Origin of the sequence: Pedobacter cryoconitis, assembly GCF_001590605.1 — a bacterium.
Classification (GTDB): Bacteria; Bacteroidota; Bacteroidia; order Sphingobacteriales; family Sphingobacteriaceae; genus Pedobacter; species Pedobacter cryoconitis_A.
On the sequence record NZ_CP014504.1, the window covers coordinates 4,388,946 to 4,410,934 of the forward strand.

Genomic DNA, 21,989 nt, shown 5'->3' on the forward strand with positions numbered 1-21,989 from the left:
TAATTTAACGAAAATAAGCCTTATACATAAATCTTTTGATTATAAATACCATTTAATGACGAACACGGTACAAGCTTTTTATATCTTTAGCGTTCTGAATGAACTATAAGCTTTTTATGTACAAAAACAATCTTGTTCAAACTATCACCGTTTGTCTTCTTGCGATATCAACCTTCAGTGCCTGTGCACAAGATCATCAAAGAAATGAAGACCTGCTGAAAGTCAACACCAACATCCTTCAGCATACCGTTTTACTGAATAACCAGCAGAATATTATTCCCTTAACGTCCTTAGAGAAGAAAAACATAGCCTCAGTTAGTCTGGGTTTTACTTTTCAGAATACTTCGGACAGTTTGCTGAATAAATATGCGAAAGTTACCCCTTTCAGCTCCGCAAAATATGACAACTTACCCGAACTCCTAAAGCTCGAGGACGACCTGAAATTCTTCAATACCATTATCATTTCCATTCAGGATCTCGAAACAACGAAGCCGAAATATATCAATTTCATCAACGCACTCGCCAAAACCAAATCCGTTATCATTGCCCTTTACGGTCAGCAAACCAACCTGGTTCCCTTTGACTCCCTGAGTGCCCCTATAGTCTGGGCTCAGGACAAAAGCATACAATCAGCCGCACTCATCCCACAAATAATTTTCGGAGGAATAGCTGCAGGCAACAAACTACCCCGGAACATCTCAGGGAAATACCTTGCAGGATCGGGCTTTACCACTACCGTTACCCGCTTACGTTATACTGTTCCCGAAGATGCTGGTGTCAACAGTGATAACCTGCGGGAAATTGATAGAATTACAGCCGAAGCGATTGCCGCGAGAGCCGCACCAGGCATGGTCGTATTAGTCGCAAAAGACGGTAAAGTAATCTTTAATAAAGCTTACGGAACCCACACCTATGGTGGTCCCGCAGATAAAGTCACCGATATATTTGACCTCGCTTCCATCACTAAAATAACAGCGACCACGCCTATGGTCATGCGTTTGGTAGAGCAAAACAAATTAAAACTAGATACCAATATTGGTGCATACATTGCCTTGGCAAGACCAACCGCAATGAACGAAATTCCGGTGCGCGAAGTCATGCTGCACCAGGCAGGTTTCATCCCTTACATCGCCTTCCACGACGGCGTTAAAGCAACCGACCATAGTCCGGACTCATCCGCAGCTTACCCTACAAAAGTTGCTGACGGATATTTCATCAGAAAAGACTACTTCAAAGACGTCATGTGGCCTCAAATGCTGAATGCCCCAATCAGAACCAGGGGTAAATACGTATACAGCGACATCAGTATGTATGTGATGAAAGATATCGTGGAGCAAATCAGCGGAGAGCCTCTAAACGTCTATACAGCCGAAAACTTTTATGCGCCCCTTGGAATGCAAACTGCCGGATTCCTGCCAAGAAACAGATTCAGCAGAGATCAGATTATCCCTACAGAGGACGATACCTATTTCAGAAAAACATTACTGGTAGGTTACGTTCATGATCAGGGAGCAGCTTTAGTCGGTGGTGTTTCAGGACATGCAGGCCTCTTTGCCAGCACCAATGATATGGCCATTATGTACCAGATGTTTCTGAATAAAGGGACCTACGGTGGCCAGACCTATTTCAAGCCGGGCACAGTAGAAACCTTCACCGCTCAACAATCCAACGTGAGCAGAAGAGGACTGGGATTTGACCGCTGGGACCCAAATCTCTCTAAGAAATACCCCTCTTCAACAGCCTCCTCACAAACCTATGGCCACACTGGTTATACCGGCACAGCAGTCTGGGTGGACCCATCAAGAGGCCTGGTTTACGTATTTTTATCTAACCGTGTTAACCCATCAGTCACCAATAAGCTGGTCAGCATGGGTATCCGTTCCCGGATCCAGGACGTCATTAATCAGGCAATCGACAAAGGAATGGATAAATAAATCAAAAGACTGCAAAAAATAAAATCCCTATAAAACAGGGAGATATAAAAATAAACCGATTTTTTTAAAGAAGAGATTTTGTATTCAGGATCAATTTTTCTATAATTGCACCCGGTTAGCGAATAACCGGACATTAAAGCCTTCTTAGCTCAGCTGGTAGAGCAACTGACTTGTAATCAGTAGGTCATTGGTTCGATCCCGATAGAAGGCTCGGAATAACAAAAAAGGGTTCATGAAAATGAACCCTTTTTTATGCTTAAGATTTCTTACTTCTTCAAGCCTATTTCTCTCAGACGTTCATCCAGATACTCTCCAGCCGTCATATCAGTATATTGTTTTGGATGCGCCTCATCCACACAAGAATCAAGACTAGTTAAGTCCATATCAGAACGTGGGTGCAAGAAGAAAGGCACTGAAAAACGTGAAGTCTTCATCAACTCTCTCGGTGGATTAACCACCCTATGCGTAGTAGAACGAAGCTTATTGTTGGTTAAACGCTGCAACATATCACCAACATTCACAACGATATCAGAATGATGCGCCTTAATCGGCAACCACTCATTACTGCGGGTCAGCACCTCTAAACCATCAGCACTAGCGCCGATTAGTAAAGTAATCAAATTAATATCCTCATGCGCACCAGCACGGACAGCATCATCAGGTAACGCTTCAGGATTCTCAATCGGGAAATAATGGATACCTCTCAAAATAGAATTTCCATTATGCACATGCTGATCAAAATAATCAATAGGCAAACCCAGATAAGTAGCAATCGCTCTCAACAAATGCTTCCCATTACTTTCCAGCTTCTGATAAACCTCATTCGTTACCTCGTTGAATCCCGGAATCTCTTCCAGATACTCATTATCAGGATACTCATATTTAATTGCGTCCCCATCAACTACCGTCTGACCAATTTGCCAGAACTCTTTAAGATCTGCTGTTTTAGCACCCTTAGCTGTCTCTTTACCCGGGCTTGTGTAACCACGTTGTCCCGCAAGCTCAGGCTTTTCGTATTTTGCCTTCTGATCAGCCGTCAAACGGAAAACCCCTTGAATATTCTGATATAACTTATCAATCAACTCCTGACTTAAGCCATGATTAGTAATCGTTACAAAGCCCGAATCATTGAAAGCTCTGCCCAGTTCGTCAGAAAATTTTTTACGATCGTGTTCCGTTCCGTCAATATAAGAACCAAGATCTAAGGTTGGAATATAAGGTGTAGACATAATATTTCTTTAATGTTTGATTCAAAACTATAAAACAATTGTTAATAAACTCGCTTAATATGAATTATACCACAGCATTACACTAATTTACAACATTTTAAGTTATTAACACTCACCAACACACCCTCAATTTAACTAAGAATATCAGTTAGCCCTACCCATACCAACACCCAGCGACCGACTAATGTTTTTTTAGACAAAACTTCCCCACACCCATTCAACAACCAAATTTTATCAGCACACTGTCAATTTAGAACACCAATAAAACCACAACCCCTTCACCCACGTATTTCTAATCATAAATCCATTAAATTTATATTCTAAACACACACAAAATGAAATACCTCGCAATCATAATACTCCTGTTTGTATCCATAAACGGAGCAAACGCACAGCAGAAAAAACTACAAAAAGCCACTTTCGGAATGGGCTGCTTCTGGTGCTCAGAAGCCCTCTTCCAGAAACTAGATGGAGTAACCGCAGTCAGATCAGGCTTTGAAGGAGGCTCCTACCCCAATCCAACCTACGAAGAAGTTTGCTCAGGCACAACCGGACACGCAGAAGTTATTGAATTCAACTACGACCCAGCAAAAATCTCCTATGATGAACTGCTCGAAGTATTCTGGAAAAGCCATGACCCAACAACCCTAAACCGTCAGGGAGCAGATGTCGGCACCCAATACCGTTCAGTAGTTTTCTATAGTACTCCTGAGCAAAAAGCAGCAGCAGAACACTACAAAGCACAACTCAATAAAACAAACGCCTATGGCAAACCAGTAGTCACTGAAATCACAAAAGCAGAAACCTTTTACAAAGCCGAAGGATACCATCAGGACTACTTCAATAAAAACTCAGACCAGCCCTACTGCAGACTAGTTATCTTACCAAAATTAGAGAAACTGGAAAAAGTATTCAAAGCAAAGCTGAAACACTAATCAACACCTCTGGTAATCATCCTTCAAAATTAGAAAACCTGTGAAACAGCAAAAAATCAAAGGACCTGTTTTCAGTACCTGATTCATTCTGTAAAATTGGAAAACCTGTTGAAACAGCAAAAAAATTAAAGGACCTGTTTTCAGTACCTAATTCATTCTTCATGAATTCCAGTACGAAAACAGGTCCTTCGATTTTTTTGCTGTCCCAATTTATAATTAACAAAAAACGGCAACCTCCTGATTGGGAGATCGCCGTCTTTTATGGGGGCATTCATTAAGAAATTAAAAAATTAAGGAAATTTAACCCCTCTGTACTTCGTTACATCAACAGTTGGAATACTAGAACCATACTGTGAATTGATAGACTTAATAAACTCATTCGCTACAATCGCATAACCAAACGGAGTAAGGTGAATCCCATCTAAAGAGAAAAGATTTCCAGTAATATAAGCCCCGCTAACCGCAGCACCATTCACCACCTTACCAGCCCCATAAACCTTAAGCAAAGCATTGGCATCTACCAAAGCAAGCCCATTTGCCGCCGCCACACTTTTGATCGTTGCATTATAAGAATTTGTATAATCGGCAACCACAGCAGCCTCCGCTTTATCCAGCACATATTTACTTTCAACCGGATTTCCAGGATGTAAACCATAAGGCAAACCTGCCCCATTAGGCTTTCCAATCAAATTTGCAGCCTTTAAAGGAAGTAAGAAATAATCTTCTGCTGTAGCAGGTCTCGGAGCTCCCGTACCAGGCTGAATAAAAATAGCCTGCACAGTTGGTGCAGAAGCCTGAACCGCTGTTAACAATGCTTTTAAAGTAACTGTTGTGAAATAAGGCGTACTTAAAACATCAGGGATAGTAGCCACTACACCCTTAGCACCAGTACCACCTGCTCCACCCTTGATCATTGTACTTGCAGCAAGATTATACAATTGCGTAAATAATGCTTTATCAGTAGGAAAATCTGCTGCGACAGCAGCCCCACCAGTTGCATAACCTAAAACGTCATTGTTACCTAACCACATACTAAAGAAAGTAAAAGGCTTAGCATTGACAAAACTCAGGTAAGACGTTGTATTCGCCGGTGAAGTATTCGGCAACAAACGTTCAAAATAAGGATTTAAATTCCCGTAATAAGTAAGCGTAATATTGTTTAACCTGATGCCCGGTACACCATAATTGTTCAGATCACCCGCATATTTTGTGAAAAGAGGAACTGTTCCGAAACCCGGAACATTTGCCGTGCCGATCGCTGCCTGCGCAGGTACATCTACAATTACAGGATCTCCTGTAGCCGTGAAGCTTGATAGTTTTTTATAGCCTGATCCATCAGCCTGGTTTGCATTAAAAAAAGGCATACTGAAAGTACCACCACCGACAGTTTGCATTTGCGTACCGATCATCAATGGAAATGCATTCTGCTGACCTTCCAGATATAATCCGCCATCAGCGAAACCTGAAGTTAAAGAGTTTCCGACTGCAATATATCTTGTAAAATCCGCACTCCCTTTACTGGGCGTTATTGTTTTTAGTTCTGGCTTGCACGATGCAGCTGTAACAACAGCTACTGCAAGAATACTTCTGAATATAAATTTCGAGTTCATAATGTTTTGCTGAAAGGTGATTACCATTTATAAGATAAAGCAATGCCAGGGATATAAGCAACGGTTTTGAAATCCCCGCTTAAATTGGTTTCTATATTCGTCTCATTTCTTGATTTAATATTTTCATACAAGAAAGATAAATCAATACTGAAACGCTCAGATGCTTTGTAACCTAAACCTGCACTTAGCAGAATACGGTTAGCATCCGGAACCTCTGGTGTTACATATCCCTTTCCAACAGGTGTAAATGCATAGGCAGCTCCTAATCTTAAAGCTAAACGCTCGGTCGCCATATTCTGAATACCTACACGTACAGCACCCCCATCATGGTAATTTCTTGGAGAACTCGTGTTTGGAATTCTTGAATTGTTGTTATAGTCAAAAGCTAATACTTTGTATTTACTCCAGTGAACCCAGTTTGCATCCACCGCAATAATAGTTTTTGAAGATGGGTAAAACCCTAAACCAATAGAAGATGTTGCTGGTAAAGGCAGATTGGCATTAAACTTTGTAGGAAAACCATCTTGTAATGCTTGTGGAACCTTAAATATAGCGTCCCCATCTTTTACCTGTGCAGTCACTTGTGAACGGTGCGTTACACCGATAGTTACGCCAGATATAGTCTCTACGTAAATACCAGCATTCCAGCCAAAATCATGTGAATGACCTTTAAGCTGCGCAGTCGCTGATGTACCATCATTTAAAGTAAGCGGAATGCCTCTTTTTAAATCAACCTTTCCATTGGAATAAACAAAACCAGCACCGATACCAATATGATCAGTAATTTTATAACTTAAAGTAGGCTGAACAAAAATCGCCTGCAGATCCAGTGAAGTCACTGTATATTTACCAGTCCAGTTTGGGTCCCAGTGTACAGCACCACCGAATGGTACATAAACACCCAGTCCAAAACGAAGTCTGTTATTCGGATTACCAAATACTGCATAAGCAGCTGGTGGTACAGTTAATTTATCTTTTGTGTATTCTGTGATATTAGAACCATTCTCCTTGAAAGCTGCTTTCAAAAAAATTGCACTTCCACCAGCCTGTACCCCATTTTTTTTAAGGAAAGACACCGCGCCAGGGTTAAAAAACACAGCTGCTTCATCTAAAGCAACCCCTGTACCTGCACCGCCCATTGCGGTTTGCTTTTGTCCCTGAAGGTTAACCTGGTAGGATTGGGAGTAGCCCAGAATAGGCACTGCCAGTAAAAAACTTAGTAAAATCTTTTTCATATTTGGTTGGTATTAAATTGACGTTTTGCTTGTTGCTGTTAAAAATCGGATTGCTCATTTATCTATGCAAGCATAACAATTAACGATTTTACTAAAAAAACAAAACTTATCCAAATCTTAAGGGAGATTTCTTTTTATTCATTTAGTTCAATATCATACAAAAGTAAAATCCATCGTAGTTTTGATCAAACCTTAATAACATGCTTACATTTGTTAACACTGTTATTAATTAGATGTCACAACAGATATATATATACTTTAAAATAAAAAATTATGAGCTTAATAGATGCACTTAAATGGCGGTATGCAACAAAAAAAATGAATGGAGAAAAGGTCCCTCAAGCTAAGGTTGACCAGATTGTTGAAGCTGCACGTCTTGCACCAACTTCATCTGGCCTTCAGCCATTTAAAGTAATTGTGGTAACAAACGAGGAATTAAAAGCAAAAATTCAGACTATTGCTTTTGGACAGTCTCAAATTGTTGATTCTTCACACCTGCTTATTTTTGCAGCATGGGAAAACTATACGGAACAAAATATCAGAGCCGTTTTTGCCCGCACCAATGCTGAACGCGGTCTTCCTGATGAAACTCCATCAGACTATGAAATCCAGTTAAGTTCAAACTATACGACAAGACCTGAAGAAGTGAATTTTAACCACGCTGCCAAACAGGCATATATTGGTTTTGGTGTAGCACTTACAGAAGCTGCGTTGTTAAAAGTAGATGCCACTCCAATGGAAGGATTTAATCCTGCAGAGCTGGACGAATTATTAAGTTTAAGACAAAAAGGCCTTCGCAGTGTTACCTTGTTACCATTAGGTTACAGAAGCGAAAGCGAAGACTGGTTGGTGAACTTGAAAAAAGTACGTACACCAAAAAATGAATTCGTTATTGAATATAACTAAAATAATACCTGTTTAAATTCAAGCAGTAAATGGAAAGGAGCCCGGGAAACCAGGCTCCTTTTTTTGGGGGATAAAAATTCAGGTTCCCAGTACAATGACTTCTATTGCTCGCTAGGCAGAGGTACCTATGCGTCCACCTTTCCCGTAAATACGTAGACTCACTTTCGCTCAGCGCAGGGCGGATATGGATTCATACCTAACTTACCCAGAACACTACATAGCCTTCCTGTTAACCTTCCTTAAATGTCAAAATATGTTAAAGGTTTCCGAAGGTGATGGAAGCTCTTGCATAATTCAATATATTAGCGAGATTAATCTTGTATCACCCGCAATTCATGAACTACTTTAAAATATCATTTGCATTATCTATACTTTGCTTTTCTTTAGGATTCCAGGCATCAGCACAACAGGATACCGTTATGCTCAGCAATATTCTTAATAAGTCAAAGATCATTGCAGAACAGCATCCTGTAGAAAAGGTCTATCTCCATTTTGATAAACCATACTACAGCGTCGCGGATACCATGTTCTTCAAAGCCTACCTTACCTCCGAACAGAATATTCCTTCGCCATTGAGCAAAGTAGTTTATGTAGATGTGATCAACAGCCAGGATTCACTGGTCAAATCGATGAAACTTCCAGTAACCAACAGTGCAGCTTACGGAAGTCTGGAGCTGGACATGGTTAACTTTAAACAAGGCAATTATTATATCAGAGCCTATACCGTCTGGATGTTTAATTCCAGCCCTGAATATTTCTTCACTAAAACTATTCCGATTGGAGAAGCTATAGACAAGAAACTGATTACCCATTTAACCTATAACAATATACAAACTGATAAAAGTCAGGTCATCAATGCACAGATACAGTTTAAGAATCTCGACAAGGCCATTCTTGCCAATAAACCAGTTAACTGGAGCGTTATGTCAAATTATGAGGTAGTCAGTAAAGGGAGGGGAGTTACGGACCAGAACGGGATTTTAAAAATAAGTATCACTCCAAAGAAAAATGAATTCATCACCAAAGGAGACCTGACTACAGAACTCAACATGGGGAACCAGGAAGTCCTGAATTCTTCTTTTGTACTTAAACCAAAAGCCGGAAGCACTGATATTCAATTCTTCCCTGAAGGTGGAGAACTTGTGAAGGGTATACCGACACAAATTGCCTTTAAAGCTATTAAACAAGACGGGCTTGGTATTGAAGTTAAAGGGACTATTGCAGATAGCGATGGCAACCAGATTACCGCATTCAGCTCTACCCACCTTGGCATGGGGGCATTCTATCTGAACGCAGAAGGTGGTAAAACTTACAAAGCAACAGTCACTTTCAGTGATGGTTCTAAAAAAGTAATAGACCTGCCAAAACCTGTTGAATCAGGAATTTCAGTTCAGGCGAATACCACGAATCCCGAGATGATTAATTTCAAGATCGTAGCCAGTGATACCTATTTCCAGCAAAACCAGGGTAAAAGTGTTTATTTAATCGCACAAAATGCCGGTCAGGTATATTATGCAGCACAAACCAAATTACAGACACAAGTTACCGCAGCAAAAATACCGACTGATAAATTTCCTTCGGGAATTGTTCAGCTTACACTTTTCTCTGCAACAGGAGAACCAATCAGTGAACGTTTAGCCTTCGTGCTGCACAAAAATGCGATGAACCTGACTTTAAAATCAGATCTTCCTGCTTATAAAGTCAGACAAAAAGTAAGAATGACTATTTCTGCTAAAGATTCTACACAGCGCTTAGTAGGGAATTTCTCACTTAGCGTAACCGATCAGCAGAAAGTCCCGGTAGATGAAACTACAGAAACAACAATATTGAGTTCTTTATTACTGACTTCGGATCTGCAAGGCTTTGTAGAACGTCCAAACTACTACTTCGTGAAAAACGATGAGAAAAAACGTGCAGAACTTGATATTTTAATGCTGACCCAGGGTTACCGCCGCTTCTCTTACAAAGAAATTATGGCCGGCAGGTTCCCTGCAAATACTTACCTTCCTGAGCAGGGAATGAGTATCACGGGTATTTTGAGAGACAGAACAGGAATGCCGGTCAGAAAAGGAGCTTTACGTTTAACCAGCCCCGGAAGAACGCTTTCTTCAGAAACACTGACTACAAATTCCGGCCTTTTCGCTTTCCCTAACCTGGTTTTTGAAGATGGTGCAGAATTACTGATCAACGCAAAATATAATGCAGCAGGAAGCAATATGATGATTGTCCTGGATAATCCTCCTTTCCCTGACGTCACCAGCAATCCTTATCCAGCAACTGAAGTTGCCAATATCGACAGTACGCTCTCATCTTACCTGGATAACAGTAAAAAACAATACAGTAATCTGCGTACCCTTAAAGAGGTGAAAATTACCGGAGCAACGGTTAAAAAACCAAGCCACACGGATTATACAGCTTTAACAGGATTGAGTATGATGCCAGACCATATGATTGATGGAGAAAGATTAAGTGGTTGTAATGACCTTTTAACCTGCCTTAAATCTATGGCAATGGGACTTACCTTTGATACAGACAGGTTCTTCATTACCCGCGATTATATGCAGGGAAATAAAAGTACGCCGGTACAGGTATTCATTAATGGAAATGCAGTGGATGCAATTAACCTGGGCAGTATTCAGCCTGCGGATGTAGAGTCTATTGAAATTTTCTTAAAGGATCAGCTGGGCCTTGTTTTCAAGAATTACAACTGTAATGGTGTATTGGTGGTGAACACGAAAAAGGTCCCTAAGTCAAACATGAGCCTGGCCGACTTAAAGAAAATGATGCCACAAAGCAACATGCTTAAGTTTACCCCTAAAGGATATACGAAAACAAGAGAGTTTTATGCCCCTAAATACCTGACGCAAACCAGCTCTTATACAGGGAACGATTTAAGGACCACAATTTACTGGAACCCTAAAATCGTGACCAATGCAACTGGAGATACCGTGCTTGAGTTTTATAATGCAGACGGTAAAGGAACCTACAGAGCAGTGATTGAGGGCGTCGATGCAAATGGTAATGTTGGCCGTTATGTATACCGCTATACTGTTAAATAAGTAGTTGGAATACTAGCTGTTGATATAACCTTCCAATTGGGAAATGGTCTGCTTTTGATCCTCGATGATGAATTTAACCACATCGCCAATCGAGACCATCCCAATAATCTGGTGGTCAGCTAATACTGGTAAGTGACGGATATGTTTATCGGTCATAATTTCCATGCAGCGGTCCAGACTGTCATTTGGAGAAACTGTAATTGGACTGCCGGTCATGACTTCACTTAAAGGTGTATCTGCAGAAGTTTTTCCCTGAAGGACAATTTTCCTGGCATAGTCTCTTTCAGTAAATATTCCTGATAACTGAGTGCCTTCCAGGATGAGCAGCGCACTGATGTTTTTCTCCATCATTACGCTAAGGGCATCCAGAACAGATGTTTCTGCCGTAACCGAAAAGATCTGTGCTGATTTAGTGCTGAGTAGTTGTTTTACGGTTTTCATAACATGTTAAGAGTTAGCTAATTAAATTTACTAAAAAAAATTCAGAAGCTAACTCTTTATTATTTACCTATTTTTTCTCCAGCTGGCACTTCAAACCATCTTCAGTCATTACCCCTTCATACCTGTCCTCTACGAAATTTTCATCATCACATTCCCAAAGAGAATAGCCATTCAGGTAACGGTCCAGGTTTTTACCGATCCGCAGTTTAGTTCCTACAGGTAGTTTAATCAGCAATTCAACCCGTTGGTCTCTCCAGTATTCTTGTTTTTTCAAATGTACTTCAGGACCAAATTTCAATAAGGAGTCCTGCTGTGCAAAATCATAGCGGATATTCTTTGCATGGTTCAGTGCCATAGCGAAATCCCTTCCTTGTGCGCTGTAAGTTTGGATCAGTACAGGCACGTTTCCTTCACTTTTCTCTATTCTGATCGATACATTTCTAGGGGCAGCCGATGATCTTTCAGGGTCTTTTTGAATAATCTTTCCGATAAAGTCGGATGAATTTAAGCGGTACTGCAAGCTGTCCTCTTTACTGAAAAACATAGTTTTATCCATTTCCAGTGTGTAAACCGGGTAAGTCTTTAAGGGTAAGGTTTGTGTAAAAGTAGCTTCCTCTTTAAATTCAGTACCCGTTTTTGCGATAAAGAAAATACCAACCGAAAGTGCACATAACCAGATTAAGAGCAGAGCGTAAGATAACATCTGGTGAATAGGACGACTATTAAAAGCAACTCTTATAGAAAGCAGGATCATACCTAGCAAAGGGATCGCTATGGTGAAGAAAGCGGCTACACTAAAAATGGTCAGGTAAGATCCGTTTACAATGTTAAAGGGGAATACCTGTGCGGCTCCAGAATACCATATCCCAAGAATGGAAGCCAGCGCCACAATATCACTCAATAGAAATACGGAACCAATCAGCAATAAGATAATGGCGATGAACTTAAAAATAATTTTCCCGGAGCCTTGTAAAAATGTTCCCAGAACAGTAATGAATTCGGTAATGAAGTTACCGGAATGTTTCACAAAAGGACGTAAATGTTCGTTCGCATTTTTCAGGTTATCTTTTAAATTGGATAATTCTTCTTCAAAACTTCTCTTAAAACCCTGCAGGTTTGCAGCCTCTCCTTTCATGGCCATACGTTCTGCCCTGGTAGAGGCTTTAGGGATCGCAATCCATAAAACCAGGTAAGCGATCAAACCTGACCCACCTAACATCACCGATAAAGCGGCAACGATCCGGATAATACTGACATCCATTTTAAGGTAATGGCTCAAGCCAGCACAAACACCTGCAACCATAGCTTCATCGGTATCTCTATAGATTTTCCGTTCTGCAAAGGCAGAAGAATATGCGTTATTGTAATCTGCTGCCGGATCTTCTTCAGATTGTTCTTCAAAATCCTGGACAGAGCCCATTAAGCCAATGACAACCTGCACATCTTCCAGCTCAATCACTTGTTTCTGCTGCGTGTGCAAAATCTCAGTAAACATTTCTGCAATCCGGTTCTCAATGTCAGAAACGATTTCAAAGTCATCAGCGCTTTTCCCGAAATGTTGTTTAACCTCAATCAGGTATGTGGTGAGTAGTTCGTAGGCGTCTTCCTCAATGTGAATGATGGAGTTGCCAATATTTATGTTTAGTGTCTTCTTCATGAGTTTAAGGGTTGGTTTGGTTCTTTGATTTTGCAATAGCGAATGACAACTCTTGCCAGGTTCCGTCTAGCTGGGCCAGCATTGCAGTCCCTAAAGGTGTGAGTGTGTAATATTTACGGGGCGGCCCCGAAGTTGATTCTACCCAGTTATAATTCAGTAGCCCATTATTTTTTAACCGGGTCAATAACGGATAGAGTGTCCCCTCTACAACCAGTAGTTTGGCTGACTTTAATTCAGCGATGATATCAGAGGCATAAATCTCTCCTCTTGATATAATCAGGAGCACACAATATTCCAGTATGCCCTTTCGCATTTGCGTTTGTGTATTTTCTGCTATCATAATTCAAAGTTATGTGTTTTATATAGTAATATGCAATACATAGTACTGTATAAAATACATAATGAATCATAACACACTGATTTAAAGATGAATAATTTTAATAAAATAATTTTCAGGAATGATTTCTGGAGGCTAAACGCGTCCGCCAGCCAGGTTACTGATAAATAACCACCAGATAATAATGGAGGGAATCAGTACAATTGCTACACCAACCAGCCAGATCCATCTTCGGGAAGCAATGGCAATCAGCACGCAAACAACAAGGTAAAGACCTATCAGAATAGTTTCTGCAACACTACTAAACCATAGCGCAGCTGCTATACCTACAACAATAAGAATTGCATTGAGCTTAAGCACATCCCTGGTTGCCATAGCCGGCTGATCGGCTCCTTTAAACACATAGGGATAGGCAATGGCACAGCCAATCAGAAAGACAATTAAAAAAATAATAACCGGTATTGAGATCATAAAATAGCAGATTGTTATATCAAATATACGGCTAAATCGAAACCAAAGATTTCAAGACAAAGAATGTTTGCTAATTAGTACACACACAAATAGTTGCACGAACAACAATCCTGCAAAAACACCTGCTGGTTATAAAATAAAAATGCCTTGTCAACAGAAAGAAATAATTATCAACATTTTAACACAATTCAGTTTTTTGGCGCAGGGTTTGTTTTAGGTTAAACATCATTGCATCATTAAATACCTCTGCTTATGCTAATTAAATTAAATCTGATTACTCATGCCTTTGCCAGGTCAGAGCGCGAGAAACAAGAAAAAGCACTTACCCAGCAACAATGGGTTACAGTTGACAGAATAGTGATGTTAATTTTGTTCCTTGGCGTAATTGCGGGCGCAATTATATTCTCTTAAATAAGAATCTAAATAATATATTAATTTTTAGCGTTCATTGCTATGAACGCTTTTTTTATGGCTATAACAGTAGCGTATCAATGCGGTGTGCCATTACTCTTTCCTGTATTGGTGACCAGGAATAAATAGTAAAATGTCCATCCTGCGAAGCTACTAACGCAATTGCATCGTTCTGATCCTGTATAAACTGTGCAGCAGAAAGGTGACGTGTCCCCCCTACTTTAGCAGGATGCATCACAACAGCCCCACCGCCAGCAATGGGTTCTATAAAGGATAATTCTTCAATCAGCTCTTTACCTTTTGCGCGCCCTATTTTAGCGCCAAAAGCCAGAAGCTCATAATCATCACTGATCACAGTTGCTCCGTCTATAGCTGTTAAACCAGCCAGATGCTCTACTTCTCTTTTCAGCACCGTTTGCCAGAAGATCTGGCTCGCCTGTTTCCGGTCTTGCTTTAATAGATTTGATAATCCACAAAATGCAGGTTGTATTCCATATTGAATTGGCTTGATAATAGATTGCAGCCAATTTTTAGTTCCGTTGGGAACAACCAGCAGCGTTCCTCCACGCTGATGAGAACGCATGGATACAGCTAGTTGAATCAGCACATTAACCGTATCATTCCAGTAAGAAGGTGCCGTAAGATCCAGCAAGGACAATAACATAGGCGGACAATCCGGATGCCTTGCACTGTTCACATCAACAATCTTAATCTGATCTCCTTTAAGGACGGCTATATTGGTAAATTTTCCAAATCCATAGATCCTGCGGTGTTTAATTACCAGCAGTGCGGGTTCAGAGACGTCTAATACAAAACAAAAATTAGGGATACTGGTTGTAGTCCCCCAGATATAGAGCTCACCATCTTCCTGCCATACGCCGATATGAATACCTGGACGTTCAACACCCGGTGCAATCTTGGTTAAGATAGTTGGGTTAAGCGGTAAACGATTTTTAAAAAGTAAAGGGCTGCCACCTTGTGCGGGTGGCAAAAAAGCCAGTGATATTTTCGGTGAATGACCTTCTTCCTTTCGGATACTCGCCCAAAAAGTGGCATCAATAATCGCCTCTACAATCTCTGCCGAAGGCAAAGGCGCAAGATCTTCCTCTCCACTCTCCCTTGCTGCAGCAAGATGCTGCGCAAAAATGGCTTCAACTTTAGGAGCGATAATTTGAGCTGCCTGATAAGTGGGTTTATAGATCATGGCTTAAAGTTAAGATATTAAATTATTTTTTCCATCGCTTTTTACTCCATTCCGCCTGCTCTTCTGCTGATAAAAAAGTCCAGGCTACAAAACGACTTTGTTTCTGCCCCTGAGCCATTTCTACAGTCCTGACGCCTTTAACGCCTACTTTATCCAAGGCATAATAAACCGTTGATAAGTGGGCACTTTTAGACACTAATGTAGTAAACCAGACGCATTGTTTAGCAATCTGCGCGCTTTCTTCGATCATTCTCCGGATAAACTCTACTTCACCACCTTTGCACCATAATTCAGAGCTCTGACCACCAAAATTAAGTACGATTTCTCTTCCTTTCTGCTTGCCCAGGTTACGCACTTTACGCTGACTGCCCATTTGCGCTTCTTCTGCAGAAGCATGAAAAGGTGGATTACATAAAGTGAGGTCAAAAAGCTCTCCCGGTTTTACGACTCCCTTGAATATACTGGAAGCGGAATTCTGCATTCTGAAAGTTAAATCATTGGCTAACGGAGGGTTAATTGCAGCAATATTTTCTGCTGAACTAATGGCGCGTTTATCTACGTCTGAACCAACAAATGACCAGCCATATTCCTGATGTCCGATAATCGGATAAACACAGTTTGCGCCCACCCCGATATCCAGCACTTTTACCGAATTTCCTTTAGGGATTTCATTTCCATTAGCAGACGCCAGTAAATCTGCCAGGTAATGGATATAATCGGCTCTGCCCGGAATTGGCGGACATAAGTAGTTTTCAGGAATATCCCAATCAGACAATCCATAAAAATAGATCAATAAGGCTTTATTTAACGTTTTTACCGCTTCAGGATTTGAAAAATCAACAGATTGATCACCATAAGGGTTGATAAAGACAAATTGCTCCAGTTGCGGACAACTGTTAATTAATTGTGGAAAATCATACCTTGAACGGTGTAGATTTCGGGGATGCAGTACTAATTTTTCAACGGACATAATTTAACGCTTACCTCAAAGGTAAGCGTTAATTGATATATATAGGGGATCTCCCTTGGTAAAAGCTTAAATAACTGCTAAGATTTAACTACCGGCGCCAGGAATTCTGAAGAAAGTGCAGCTGCGTTTAACATGAAATTATGCAGCTCATAGTTTTTAATGAATGGCTTTAACGCTTCACTTCCAGGGCCGAACATAGTCAGTTCTACATAGTCTGCGGTATGGTTCATTCCTGCCCACTGTACCAGCGTATATTTTGCCTGAATTTTTGCAAGCTCGTTAAAAGGCAGGTTAGCAGCATTGTATAACTGTCCGGGAATGATATCAGAAAAGTGTGCGAGTAATTGTTTCGCCTCGGCAGCTGTAACTCCAATACCCGTTCCTGCTTCAATTAATTCAGCCACATTTTTTTCGCTTGATGAATTGTTCAGCTGATTTAAAATCCACTCATTGCTATGTTTGAAATGTTGAATCCGGTCAAAGTCTTTGTTACTGTCTCCATAGAATAAACCAGGATTTGCATTGCCATGGTCTGTAGTGATAATGACAAGTGTCTCCCCGTCTTTCTCTGCAAATTCAATAGCCTGACCTACAGCTTCATCAAAAGCCAACTGATCAAAGATCAAACCTCCGGTATCATTACCGTGCGCTGCCCAATCTACTTTTCCTCCTTCTACTTGTAAAGCAAATCCTTTCGGGTTATCTTTCATCAGGGAAATAGCTTTGCTCATCATTTCGGCCAGTGAAGGTGTACTTTTCATCAGCTCAGGAGAGTTTTTACGGTCCAGTTCATAAGGCAAACCATCTGGTGCAAAAATACCGAGTACCGGCCCAGCATTTGTAAGGTGCATCATCTCTTCTCTGTTCTGCGCAACTTTAAAGCCCTGAGCCTGGAATTGAGGGATAATGGTCCCGTCTTTTCTTTTGGCATCGAAGTGCATTGAGCCACCACCCAGCATCACATCGAACTTTAGTTTCAAGTACATTTCCGCGATTTCATCTTGTCCGTCACGACTGTCTATATTGACACAGAATCCTGCTGGTGTAGCGTGGGTGATAGGTACTGTAGTTACACAGCCTACTTTTTTACCACTATGTTTAAATTTCTGTAAAATTGGCTGTGGTGTTTCCCCCTTCGGGCCTACGTTTAAAGATCCGTTTTTAACACGCATCCCTCCACCCCACGAGGAGCTCGCAGCTGCAGAATCCGTAACCAAAGAACTTGCTGAGGCCGTATCCATTAGTGCACGGGTAACTTTTGAGTCTTTATAAAGTTGTATCCAGTTTGTGCTTTTACCAAAAGTCCGGTTTGCATAAAGGTCAGCCATGTTTAAAGTGCCAATACTCATTCCATCGCTAACCAGCATAATAATATTCTTCGCTTTTTTAGCCAATGGTTTGGATTGAGCCAGCAAATCTGCTGGTGATAAAAAGGGTAAACCAATTCCGGCTAATAAACCTCCTTTTAATAATGATCTTCTGTTCATGTGTGTGTGCGATTAGTAACCGCAAAAATATCCTTCGGCTATGCGCTTAACTTGAACCTGGCATTACCATATTGTTAATAAAAACAAAAAACCGTCTGTTTTTGAAAAAACAGACGGTTTCAAGTATAATACAGGCGAATTAATGATTGGTCCTGACGGCGCCACCTTCTGCACCATGACCACGTTTGGCACAGTACAATCCGAAAATCAGGATGTATAAATAACATAATGCTGGCAGGATAAATGAAGTTTGTATACCTAATGAATCGGCAATACTACCTTGAACCAATGGTAATAAAGCACCTCCTAATATCGCCATCACCAGTAAAGAAGAACCTTGGCTCACATATTTTCCTAATCCTGAAATCGATAGGGTATAAATGTTGGAGAACATAATCGAGTTAAACAACCCGATTCCCAAAATAGGGTACAAAGCCATGCTGCCTTTGCTAAAAATAGAAACCAGTAATAAAGCAATATTCACTGCTGCAAAGATTACCAGTGTACGTGCCGGAGCAGATTTACCGATTACAAAAGCCACAATATTCAACACAATAAACACGATAAAGAAGCTGGTTTGTGCAAAGGTCAGGTCAACGATACTGAAGACTAATAAATAGACAGCAGCAGCGGCAAGAACCATATAAATAAACTTCTTGGTTTGTGGTAATTCACTTAAGGAGATTGCGCCTAAGAACCTTCCAATCATCGCTCCACCCCAGTACAGGGCAAGATAATTTTTACTGACCACTTCTGTCAGGTTAGTTACATCCGGTTGTTCCATAAAGGCAATCAGTAAACTTCCGATACCTACTTCGGCACCTACATAACAAAAGATCCCAAAGATTCCGAGTTTTAATTGTGGGAATTTCAAAGCGCCTAAGCCTCTTTCTACAGTTTCTTCGCTGCTGAAAGATGGAAGTTTAACCCGGCTGATGATCAGTGCAAGCACGACAAGGATACCTGCAAAAATCAAGTAAGGGATACGCGTAGAATCTGCTGAAGCGGCACCATTTTTTTCCAGGAACAGGGTAAATATTAAATGACCTCCAAGAATTGGGGCGATGGTTGTTCCGAAAGAGTTAAAGGCTTGGGTCAGGTTTAAACGACTCGAAGCACTTTCTTCTGGCCCTAATAAAGTCACATAGGCATTGGCAGTAATCTGCAGGATTGTGAATCCTAAGCCCAGTACAAATAAGGCAGCCAGAAACACACCGTAAATAGAGAGGGTTGCTGCGGGATAGAATAAGCAGCAGCCGACAGCCGAAAGCAATACCCCTGCAATAATTCCTTTTTTATAACCGACTTTATTAACTGGGTCTCCGTTAAAATATGAAATCAGAAAGTAGATTAATGATCCGATAAAATAAGCACCGAAAAAGGCAAACTGTACCAGCATTGACTGTTGAAAGTTTAAGTTAAACTGCACTTTTAAGTGCGGGATTAAAATATCATTCATGCAAGTAATAAATCCCCACATAAAGAAAAGGAGCGTCATTGTAACAAGCGGGATAATAGAACTATTTTTTTTAACGGGAGTAGTGGTTTCCATGTTTGATTAAAATATCTGAATTTGTTAAAGCGAAAAGGTGTTGTTTAAATAGCGCCTAAATCGAATAAGCAAATAAAGGAAAATAAACTGTTTCCTGAATAAGAAATTGTGTTGATTAGGTAAAAATAACGATGTAAGCGGGTATTAAAGTCAAATATTAGTTTTTCTTTATAAGTTTGATGATAAGCTGATGCTATGCGAAGATTAATCAAGAGTTTTGGATATGCGTTATCCGGGATCGCTTATACGGTAAAAACGCAAATGAACTTTCAAATTCACCTGGTGGCAACTATATTGGTTGGAATTGCAGGCTGGTATTTGCAATTATCTGGCAATGAGTGGCTATGGATTGTTTTAGCGATTGGTCTTGTCCTGGTTGCTGAACTTTTAAATACGGCAATTGAGTTATTGGTTGACTTGGTTTCACCAGAGTTTAATGTTAAGGCAGGAAAAGTCAAGGACGTGGCTGCGGGTGCTGTTATTGTTGCGGCTTTTATTTCTGTAATTATAGCCGCTATTATTTTTATCCCAAAATTGATCTGATATGCTCCACAAAACCCGTGGAATAGTTTTAAAAACGACCTTATACAGCGAAAGCAGTGTAGTGGTACAAATTTTTACAGCGAAATTTGGCATTCAGTCTTATATGGTAAACGGGGTCAAGAGACCAAAAGCTAAGATCCGGATGAATATGCTGCAGGCACTTCACCTGGTCGACATGGTTGTTTACCACAAGACAAATTCCAGTATCCAGCGGATTTCTGAGCTCAGGCCTTCTCCGGTATTCCGGACCATCCCTTATGATATTATCAAAAGTACGATCATTATGTTCCTGAATGAAGTGCTTTATAAAAGTATCCGTCAGCAGCATGCGGATGAGAATATTTTTGATTACATTTTTAATGCGGTTTCCTGGTTTGATGAAACAGATCAGGGAGGTGCAAACTTTCACCTTGCTTTTTTGCTGAAGTTGTCCAGGTTTTTAGGTTTTGCACCAAGTACAGAGACTAAAAGTGATCAGAGTTATTTCGATTTACAGGAGGGTGAATTCAAGTCTTTAACTCCCGTTCATCCTTATTTTATAGAAAAAACAGCAGCAGAATTATTTATTTCTTTATTTACGACTCCTTTTGAAAAATTAAATGAAATAAAAATGGACAATGCGACCAGAAGACTCATTCTTGATAAAATACTGATATACTACACCTTACATACGGCTTCTTTTGGAGAAATAAAATCTCACCAGGTATTGGAAGAGATCTTATCTTAAAAATATTAAAAAAGTTTTGGAGTTTTAGTTTAGAGGTGTATATTTGCACTCCCAACAACGAAGAAGGTTATTCAAATAGCAGAAACGACGATGGAAGAACCAAGGGGAGATTAGCTCAGCTGGTTCAGAGCACCTGCCTTACAAGCAGGGGGTCACTGGTTCGAACCCAGTATCTCCCACCAATAAAAAAGCCCGCCAGGCTATTACATGGCAAGAACCAAAGGGAGATTAGCTCAGCTGGTTCAGAGCACCTGCCTTACAAGCAGGGGGTCACTGGTTCGAACCCAGTATCTCCCACCACTAATAGTTTAAAAAAGCCGTTCTTAAAGAAAGAACGGCTTTTTTATTTGAGCTATTTCCTTACTTCTCCGGGATCAATGCGGATCAAGTCATGGATCAATACCAAAACTTGTGGGGCTGAATTAAATTAGGCGTAAATCCGAGATAGTCTGAACAAGAAAAAATCGATATTTCTCACCCCCCTGAATTGGGATCTAAAAGCTTTGAGTTTGGCATTAAAAGATTCTGCAGAAGCATTGGTAGATCTGTTGTCGAAATAATTCAAGATCGTTTGATAGTGATTTTCAATGGTTCTTGAAATGGTATTAAAAGCTTTAAATCCCGCTTGCCTTACCTTTTCGTGCCATCTGGCCAGCCTGGCCAAACCATACACTTTATCGGTAGTTTTTTCAAAGATATTGCTGAGGTTCATACTTAAATCATAGGCCTGCTTCAGATCCGGATAACGCTCAAATAACAGATCTGCTCTTTCTTTTTGACTTTGAGTCCAATATTCAGCACGTTTATACAAAACGTATCTGCTTCTGGCCAGTAATTGCTTGAGGGTATCCCCATTAGGGAGAAAGCTGGACTGGAAATCATAGTTCCCTTTTTTCGCCTTTTCTATCGCTTCATTTTCGGCATCTAATGCTGCCCATCGGTGCTTGATTCGCATTTCCTGCAAGGCTTCTGTGGCCAGTTGCTACATGAAACCTGTCGGTTACCCTGACCGCAACAGGAAATGCTCTTTTGGCAATCAGTTCCATATTACCAGCCATATCCAACGTAATTTCTTTCACCTTCCGCCTTTTATTCAATGGAATTTTTCTAAGCACTTCAATGACAGTTTCTGCTTTTACACCTGCAACAATTGCTACAATTGCCCCTTTTTTACCTCTGGCAGCTTTATTAGTGACAATGGTATAAAGCTCGCCATGGGACACGCTGGTCTCATCTATGGAAAGTTGTGTACCCAGATTGTCTGGATAAAGCAACCATTTA

The 21,989-nt window shown here is 40.5% G+C and carries 20 protein-coding genes and 3 tRNA genes; 10 read left to right on the forward strand and 13 right to left on the reverse strand.

What is annotated here, in order from left to right; translation table 11 throughout:
• Positions 1 to 98 precede the first annotated feature (98 nt).
• Both AY601_RS18315 and AY601_RS18320 read left to right on the forward strand, forming a co-directional pair.
• Positions 99 to 1,934, forward strand: a complete 1,836-nt coding sequence (locus tag AY601_RS18315) for a serine hydrolase domain-containing protein (RefSeq protein WP_232324626.1) — start codon at positions 99 to 101, stop codon at positions 1,932 to 1,934.
• Between the two features lie 138 nt (positions 1,935 to 2,072).
• A tRNA-Thr gene (locus AY601_RS18320) sits at positions 2,073 to 2,145 on the forward strand.
• A gap of 55 nt (positions 2,146 to 2,200) precedes the next feature.
• Here AY601_RS18320 and AY601_RS18325 read toward each other — a convergent pair.
• The gene (locus tag AY601_RS18325; protein WP_068403706.1) at positions 2,201 to 3,163 is read right to left on the reverse strand and encodes an isopenicillin N synthase family dioxygenase; all 963 of its coding nucleotides are present in this window, start codon (positions 3,161 to 3,163) and stop codon (positions 2,201 to 2,203) included.
• Between the two features lie 335 nt (positions 3,164 to 3,498).
• On the opposite strand from AY601_RS18325, the gene msrA reads away from it, so the two are divergent.
• On the forward strand, positions 3,499 to 4,098 hold the full coding sequence (msrA, locus tag AY601_RS18330; RefSeq protein ID WP_068403708.1) for a peptide-methionine (S)-S-oxide reductase MsrA: 600 nt from the start codon (positions 3,499 to 3,501) through the stop codon (positions 4,096 to 4,098).
• A 290-nt stretch (positions 4,099 to 4,388) separates the two neighbouring features.
• Here msrA and AY601_RS18340 read toward each other — a convergent pair whose 3' ends face one another.
• Both AY601_RS18340 and AY601_RS18345 read right to left on the reverse strand, forming a co-directional pair.
• Positions 4,389 to 5,708, reverse strand: coding sequence for an SGNH/GDSL hydrolase family protein (locus tag AY601_RS18340; RefSeq protein WP_068407700.1), 1,320 nt, complete (start codon positions 5,706 to 5,708; stop codon positions 4,389 to 4,391).
• A gap of 20 nt (positions 5,709 to 5,728) precedes the next feature.
• On the reverse strand, positions 5,729 to 6,943 hold the full coding sequence (locus tag AY601_RS18345; protein WP_068403711.1) for an OmpP1/FadL family transporter: 1,215 nt from the start codon (positions 6,941 to 6,943) through the stop codon (positions 5,729 to 5,731).
• Between the two features lie 273 nt (positions 6,944 to 7,216).
• Here AY601_RS18345 and AY601_RS18350 point away from each other — a divergent pair, with 273 nt between their 5' ends.
• Positions 7,217 to 7,849: an NAD(P)H-dependent oxidoreductase gene (locus AY601_RS18350; protein ID WP_068403713.1), complete on the forward strand. Its 633-nt coding sequence runs from the start codon at positions 7,217 to 7,219 to the stop codon at positions 7,847 to 7,849.
• Between the two features lie 335 nt (positions 7,850 to 8,184).
• Positions 8,185 to 10,908 carry a carboxypeptidase-like regulatory domain-containing protein gene (locus AY601_RS18355; RefSeq protein ID WP_068403715.1) on the forward strand — a complete coding sequence of 908 codons (2,724 nt, stop codon included), beginning with the start codon at positions 8,185 to 8,187 and terminating at the stop codon, positions 10,906 to 10,908.
• A gap of 12 nt (positions 10,909 to 10,920) precedes the next feature.
• On the opposite strand, the gene AY601_RS18360 is transcribed toward AY601_RS18355, so the two are convergent.
• The 4 genes from AY601_RS18360 to AY601_RS18375 form a co-directional block, all read right to left on the reverse strand.
• On the reverse strand, positions 10,921 to 11,349 hold the full coding sequence (locus AY601_RS18360; RefSeq protein WP_068403718.1) for a CBS domain-containing protein: 429 nt from the start codon (positions 11,347 to 11,349) through the stop codon (positions 10,921 to 10,923).
• Positions 11,350 to 11,416: 67 nt separating this feature from the next.
• Positions 11,417 to 13,006, reverse strand: a complete 1,590-nt coding sequence (locus AY601_RS18365) for a PspC domain-containing protein (RefSeq protein ID WP_068403720.1) — start codon at positions 13,004 to 13,006, stop codon at positions 11,417 to 11,419.
• A 4-nt stretch (positions 13,007 to 13,010) separates the two neighbouring features.
• Positions 13,011 to 13,346 carry a PadR family transcriptional regulator gene (locus AY601_RS18370; protein ID WP_068403722.1) on the reverse strand — a complete coding sequence of 112 codons (336 nt, stop codon included), beginning with the start codon at positions 13,344 to 13,346 and terminating at the stop codon, positions 13,011 to 13,013.
• Positions 13,347 to 13,478: 132 nt separating this feature from the next.
• Complete coding sequence (locus tag AY601_RS18375) at positions 13,479 to 13,814, reverse strand: hypothetical protein (RefSeq protein WP_068403724.1); 336 nt, start codon at positions 13,812 to 13,814, stop codon at positions 13,479 to 13,481.
• A gap of 252 nt (positions 13,815 to 14,066) precedes the next feature.
• Between AY601_RS18375 and AY601_RS25960 the strand changes: the two genes are divergently transcribed.
• Positions 14,067 to 14,225, forward strand: a complete 159-nt coding sequence (locus AY601_RS25960; RefSeq protein ID WP_198163553.1) for a hypothetical protein — start codon at positions 14,067 to 14,069, stop codon at positions 14,223 to 14,225.
• A 61-nt stretch (positions 14,226 to 14,286) separates the two neighbouring features.
• On the opposite strand, the gene AY601_RS18380 is transcribed toward AY601_RS25960, so the two are convergent.
• From AY601_RS18380 to AY601_RS18395, 4 genes are all read right to left on the reverse strand, one after another.
• Positions 14,287 to 15,429 carry a putative sensor domain DACNV-containing protein gene (locus AY601_RS18380; RefSeq protein ID WP_068403726.1) on the reverse strand — a complete coding sequence of 381 codons (1,143 nt, stop codon included), beginning with the start codon at positions 15,427 to 15,429 and terminating at the stop codon, positions 14,287 to 14,289.
• Positions 15,430 to 15,451: 22 nt separating this feature from the next.
• Positions 15,452 to 16,399: a 23S rRNA (adenine(1618)-N(6))-methyltransferase RlmF gene (gene rlmF, locus AY601_RS18385; RefSeq protein WP_068403728.1), complete on the reverse strand. Its 948-nt coding sequence runs from the start codon at positions 16,397 to 16,399 to the stop codon at positions 15,452 to 15,454.
• Between the two features lie 77 nt (positions 16,400 to 16,476).
• Positions 16,477 to 17,886 carry an alkaline phosphatase gene (locus AY601_RS18390; RefSeq protein ID WP_068403730.1) on the reverse strand — a complete coding sequence of 470 codons (1,410 nt, stop codon included), beginning with the start codon at positions 17,884 to 17,886 and terminating at the stop codon, positions 16,477 to 16,479.
• A 139-nt stretch (positions 17,887 to 18,025) separates the two neighbouring features.
• Entirely contained in the window at positions 18,026 to 19,438 is a 1,413-nt protein-coding gene (locus tag AY601_RS18395) for a sugar MFS transporter (protein WP_068403732.1), read from the reverse strand.
• Between the two features lie 195 nt (positions 19,439 to 19,633).
• On the opposite strand from AY601_RS18395, the gene AY601_RS18400 reads away from it, so the two are divergent.
• The 4 genes from AY601_RS18400 (at position 19,634) to AY601_RS18415 (ending at position 21,008) form a co-directional block, all read left to right on the forward strand.
• Positions 19,634 to 19,981 (forward strand): diacylglycerol kinase family protein, encoded by a 348-nt coding sequence (locus AY601_RS18400; protein WP_068403734.1) that lies wholly within the window; start codon positions 19,634 to 19,636, stop codon positions 19,979 to 19,981.
• A gap of 1 nt (position 19,982) precedes the next feature.
• Positions 19,983 to 20,708 (forward strand): DNA repair protein RecO, encoded by a 726-nt coding sequence (gene recO / locus AY601_RS18405; RefSeq protein ID WP_068403736.1) that lies wholly within the window; start codon positions 19,983 to 19,985, stop codon positions 20,706 to 20,708.
• Between the two features lie 104 nt (positions 20,709 to 20,812).
• Positions 20,813 to 20,890: transfer RNA gene (locus tag AY601_RS18410), tRNA-Val, on the forward strand.
• A 40-nt stretch (positions 20,891 to 20,930) separates the two neighbouring features.
• Positions 20,931 to 21,008 (forward strand) — tRNA-Val (locus AY601_RS18415).
• 127 nt (positions 21,009 to 21,135) lie between these two features.
• On the opposite strand, the gene AY601_RS18420 is transcribed toward AY601_RS18415, so the two are convergent.
• Both AY601_RS18420 and AY601_RS26160 read right to left on the reverse strand, forming a co-directional pair.
• Positions 21,136 to 21,663 carry a transposase gene (locus AY601_RS18420; RefSeq protein ID WP_250636836.1) on the reverse strand — a complete coding sequence of 176 codons (528 nt, stop codon included), beginning with the start codon at positions 21,661 to 21,663 and terminating at the stop codon, positions 21,136 to 21,138.
• A complete protein-coding gene (locus tag AY601_RS26160; RefSeq protein ID WP_250636837.1) occupies positions 21,620 to 21,982 on the reverse strand; it encodes a transposase in 363 nt (120 codons plus the stop codon). Before AY601_RS26160 ends, AY601_RS18420 begins: the two co-directional genes overlap by 44 nt.
• Positions 21,983 to 21,989: the final 7 nt, after the last annotated feature.